5 protein-coding genes are annotated in these 4,567 nt (G+C 34.7%); 3 read left to right on the forward strand and 2 right to left on the reverse strand.

Translation table 11 applies throughout. The annotated features are described in order from the left end of the window. Nucleotides 1-110 precede the first annotated feature (110 nt). On the reverse strand, nt 111-1,067 hold the full coding sequence (locus ABUA27_RS05720) for a peptidoglycan recognition protein family protein (protein WP_161220293.1): 957 nt from the start codon (nt 1,065-1,067) through the stop codon (nt 111-113). A gap of 301 nt (nt 1,068-1,368) precedes the next feature. Between ABUA27_RS05720 and ABUA27_RS05725 the strand changes: the two genes are divergently transcribed. The 3 genes from ABUA27_RS05725 (at nt 1,369) to ABUA27_RS05735 (ending at nt 3,825) form a co-directional block, all read left to right on the forward strand. After that, the gene (locus tag ABUA27_RS05725; RefSeq protein ID WP_006505048.1) at nt 1,369-2,061 is read left to right on the forward strand and encodes an iron-sulfur cluster assembly scaffold protein; all 693 of its coding nucleotides are present in this window, start codon (nt 1,369-1,371) and stop codon (nt 2,059-2,061) included. A 15-nt stretch (nt 2,062-2,076) separates the two neighbouring features. Next, the gene (locus ABUA27_RS05730) at nt 2,077-3,078 is read left to right on the forward strand and encodes a GGGtGRT protein (protein ID WP_006505049.1); all 1,002 of its coding nucleotides are present in this window, start codon (nt 2,077-2,079) and stop codon (nt 3,076-3,078) included. Between the two features lie 582 nt (nt 3,079-3,660). After that, nucleotides 3,661-3,825, forward strand: coding sequence for a hypothetical protein (locus tag ABUA27_RS05735; protein WP_238634469.1), 165 nt, complete (start codon nt 3,661-3,663; stop codon nt 3,823-3,825). A gap of 82 nt (nt 3,826-3,907) precedes the next feature. Here ABUA27_RS05735 and ABUA27_RS05740 read toward each other — a convergent pair whose 3' ends face one another. Next, nucleotides 3,908-4,342: a hypothetical protein gene (locus ABUA27_RS05740; RefSeq protein WP_129981369.1), complete on the reverse strand. Its 435-nt coding sequence runs from the start codon at nt 4,340-4,342 to the stop codon at nt 3,908-3,910. Between the last annotated feature and the right edge of the window lie 225 nt (nt 4,343-4,567).

Consider the following 4,567-nt stretch of genomic DNA (forward strand, 5'->3'; position numbering starts at 1 on the left):
GATGGTGAATTAATGATCACTTTCCCTAAGACTGAACCTGAAAAGATTGAAGAAAAGAAACCTATTATGATTGAATAGGCATTTGAAAAGGAAGTACGAGCTTCCTTTTTTTATACTGTTCGCATGTAATTATAGACCTGTTTCTTAAAACTCTCCCAGCTCATTGACCCAAACTGCCCTTCTATCATTGGTCTAGGACATTCTTTTCCTGACCAATCATGATGCATACGGAGTTGATCTACACTGAGGTTATATTGTTTTAATAATGCAGCTGCTAGTTTGGCTGCATTTTTTTCTGCCATATATAAATGGCCATCTGAATTGACACATATTTCTATCGCAATAGACGCACCATTACCTGGCATGACACCATCTCCAGCATGTCCTGCCTGCTGGTTAAGTGGTAATGATTGGTAGATACAATGATTATCCACTGTATAATGCCAGGAAGCAGAACGTACATTACCTGTATATTGAAGTTTAGCATGACTCAAAGCATCGGCTCCTTTACTTGTATTATCTGTTGTATGGATTGTAATATACAGCGGTCTCATAGCGTAATGTGTACGATGGCTACTTGCTTCAGGAATCATATAATCTTTGTAGAGTGGTATACCTGTCGTATTCTCTATAGAATTATTGACATCTATACTCACATATTGAGAAGACACCCACCCCTTCCCTTCTATATACATATAGCGTCCTGCTTCTTTTGTGACATGATAACTTCCTGCAGGAGCAGTATTAGAAGTGGCATAGTAAGAGAATGGTGCACTATACAGCGTCTTAGAAGTACTAAATGTAATTGTATTAGAGATTGTAAGAGGATGTACACCCACATAACTCTTATGACTATATTTCTTACCATCTAGCCCTGTATAAGTCAGTCCATCAAAACTACTACATTCTATTGGTCTAGATAAGAGATGGTTACTTATTAATATATGATCACTTTTAATAATGACTTGTGTTGGTGTATAGCTAGGAAAACTAATAATAAGTAATACTACAACCAATATATTCTTCAGTATTCTCTTCTGTTTTATTGTCAGCTTTTGATGTTTCATAAGTTTATCCTTCTTCCATTGCATTGTCATTATAATACTATTACAAGATTATGAATAATTTTTTAACTTCACCAACCCATTAACATACTGTAATTTCCATTGATCCAAAAATGAAAACGCTTATTTTTTCACAAGACCTTTATAAGCCTAAAAATCGCTATTTTAAGCCCTTTTTATACTATTTTTTACATGCTGTTTTCTTGAGTTTCATTGACTTTAAAAGCATGGTGTCATATAATTTTGACAGGTGATAACCCTCACCTTGAATCAACAGTCATTTAGTAATGAAAGGAGTAAAAAAATGATTTATTCAAAAGAAGTTGAAGAAATGTATTGCGTTAAACAGGGCGGCAATCATGGTTGTGCCCCAATTCCTGAAGAAGGCAAATGGGTTTATTCTAAAGAAATCAAGGATATTTCTGCTTACACTCATGGTATCGGATGGTGTGCTCCACAGCAGGGTGCTTGTAAACTTTCTTTAAATGTTAAGGAAGGTATCATTGAAGAAGCACTTATCGAAACTATCGGATGTTCAGGTATGACTCATTCTGCAGCTATGGCAGCTGAAGCTTTAGTTGGTAGAACTTTACTTGAAGCATTAAACACTGACTTAGTTTGTGATGCTATCAATACTGCAATGAGAGAATTATTCTTACAGATCGTTTATGGACGTTCTCAGTCTGCTTTCTCAGAAGGTGGTTTAGTAGTAGGTGCTGGTCTTGAAGACTTAGGTAAAGGTTTAAGATCAATGGTAGGTACATCTTATGCTACTAAGAAGAAAGGTCCTCGTTACCTCGAATTAACTGAAGGTTACATTACTAGAGTTGCTTTAGATAATGATGACCAGATCATCGGTTACGAATTCGTAAATCTTGGAAGAATGATGGACATGATCAAAGCTGGAGAAGATGCTAATGAAGCTGTTAAGAAGGCAACAGGTTCTTATGGACGTTTTGCTGATGCTGCTAAGTACATCGATCCAAGAAAGGAATAATTAGGAGGTAGAACAATGGCTATTACATTTGAAGGTTATGAAAGAAGAATCAACCAGATCAATAAAACTTTAAACGAATATGGTATCAAAGATATCGAAGAAGCTAAGAAGATCTGTGATGATAAAGGTATTGATGTTTATAACATCGTTAAATCTACTCAGCCTATCTGCTTCGAAAATGCTTGCTGGGCTTACACTGTAGGTGCTGCAATCGCAATCAAGAAAGGTGATGTTAAGGCTGCTGATGCTGCTAAGACAATCGGTATTGGTTTACAGTCATTCTGTATTCCTGGATCAGTTGCTGATGACCGTAAAGTAGGTTTAGGTCATGGTAACTTAGGTTCAAGACTTCTTGATGAAGAAACTCAGTGTTTCGCTTTCTTAGCTGGTCATGAATCATTCGCAGCTGCTGAAGGTGCAATCAAGATCGCATTAAACGCTAACAAAGTTCGTAAGCATCCTTTAAGAGTTATCTTAAATGGTTTAGGTAAAGATGCTGCTAAGATCATCTCAAGAATCAATGGTTTCACATATGTTGAAACTCAGTTCGATTATTTCACAGGTGAGGTTAAAGAATTATCTAGAACTGCTTATTCAGATGGTGACAGAGCTAAGGTTAACTGCTATGGTGCAGATGACGTACGTGAAGGTGTAGCTATCATGCATAAGGAAGGTGTAGATGTATCAATCACTGGTAACTCTACTAACCCAACTCGTTTCCAGCATCCAGTTGCAGGTACATATAAGAAAGAATGTATCGAACAGGGTAAGAAATACTTCTCAGTTGCTTCAGGAGGAGGAACTGGTCGTACATTACATCCAGATAACATGGCTGCAGGACCAGCTTCATATGGTATGACTGATACTATGGGTCGTATGCATAGTGATGCTCAGTTCGCAGGTTCTTCATCAGTACCAGCTCACGTTGAAATGATGGGCTTAATCGGTATGGGTAACAACCCAATGGTAGGTGCTACTGTTGCAGTTGCAGTTGCTATTGAAGAAGCTAGCAAATAATTAATTCAACACTTAAAGTCCTGATTTATTCAGGGCTTTTTCTTTACTACAATGAATACAAAAAGAAGCAATAAGAACGCTGAATCCCTAAACTGAATAAGAAAGATATACTTATGAATAGTGTTATGGGGTATTGATGCAGGGACAAAAATCATCTTATTAAAGAATCAGGTGATATAGCCTGATATCTTGCCGAAGCTGCTACCGCATTAGATGTTCCTTTAGATACTATCTTACAAGGTAACCTAGATAAACTACACAAACGATATCCTGATGGATTTAATACAGGTGCTTTTTTCAACAGACAAAGAGAGGATTGATTCTATTACAGAGTCAATCCGATTTCTTTAGATTTCATAATCAATGCCGCTAACTTTCTTCATCTTAGATCTTTCATTAAAGCTTTCATTTGAGTTAGAATATTAACTTCCAAAAAACGCATATAATCTGGATCATTATCAATTTCCTAGTAAAAAAAGATAAGATCACCTGCTTTTCTATCTTTCCACTTTCCTTGATTCTTATCGTTGTTTGTATTCGTTTGAATAAATGCTATACTATGAGCAAGGAGAATTGATTGTTATGAAACCAATTAAAGATATTGATTCAGATAATAATAATGTTAGTCTTCCTGAAACAATCGAAAATAAGTTAAATGAAGCAGAAATAGATTATGAAGAAGGAAGAAATCATACTGAAGAAGAAATATGGGGAATGTTTAGTAAAAAGTATGGATTTGAGTTATAAAATATTATCTTAACTCTATGAAAAGGAAACAGTGCACAAAAAGAGGATTGAATCTGTACTTACAGAGTCAATCCTCTTTCTTTTAATTCCAATAATCTAAGTAATCATATTCAGTATAACTACTAATAGATGCAAATTTCTGATATGTATCTCTATCCATAACAGCATATTTACTTGTTTTATTCTCTGTCTTAGTCACAAGAACATTTGTATCTCTAGAAAGTCTATAGAAACGATACGTATTTCCTTTTAATACAACACTGTAAGCAGGTGAACCATAACGAGCTTTGCTTTCATCATACTTAGTAACACCTTCTGGTAACTGATCAATAAATTCTAAACTATTAATCTTAGAAGAAACAGAAGTAGACTTATATAAAGAATAAGCTGTCTTCTTTTCACCACTTACATCAGCCTTTAATAAATATGCATTAGAACTAGGGAATACAAATACAGCCATTACACCAATAAACAAACATACAATAATACCTGTAATTATCTTTTTCTTAGAATTCATTTTGTTTTCCTCCTCTTATATTATATCAAGAAGGTAAATCGATAGTGTAAAATATTTTGTGTAAATTATGATTTTTCGATTATAGAAAATGGACATATTTCCTAGTAAAATTAAGTCGACCAAAACATTAATCTAAGGAGATATGACAATGAACTATTTTACTACATCTTTAATGAAAAATCTAATTGCTAATGACAATAATCTTCCTCTTTTTGAGGAAGCTGT

It is taken from the genome of Catenibacterium sp. RTP21428st1_D7_RTP21428_210409, assembly GCF_040227455.1.
In the GTDB taxonomy this organism is placed as follows: domain Bacteria; phylum Bacillota_I; class Bacilli_A; order Erysipelotrichales; family Coprobacillaceae; genus Catenibacterium; species Catenibacterium mitsuoka_A.

Excerpts from the sequence above, each read along its gene's own strand:
- ABUA27_RS05725 (WP_006505048.1), top strand. The coding sequence starts at position 1,369 with ATGATTTATTCAAAAGAAGTTGAAGAAATGTATTGCGTTAAACAGGGC.
- ABUA27_RS05720 (WP_161220293.1), bottom strand. The coding sequence starts at position 1,067 with ATGAAACATCAAAAGCTGACAATAAAACAGAAGAGAATACTGAAGAAT.
- ABUA27_RS05730 (WP_006505049.1), top strand. The coding sequence starts at position 2,077 with ATGGCTATTACATTTGAAGGTTATGAAAGAAGAATCAACCAGATCAAT.
- ABUA27_RS05740 (WP_129981369.1), bottom strand. The coding sequence starts at position 4,342 with ATGAATTCTAAGAAAAAGATAATTACAGGTATTATTGTATGTTTGTTT.
- ABUA27_RS05735 (WP_238634469.1), top strand. The coding sequence starts at position 3,661 with ATGAAACCAATTAAAGATATTGATTCAGATAATAATAATGTTAGTCTT.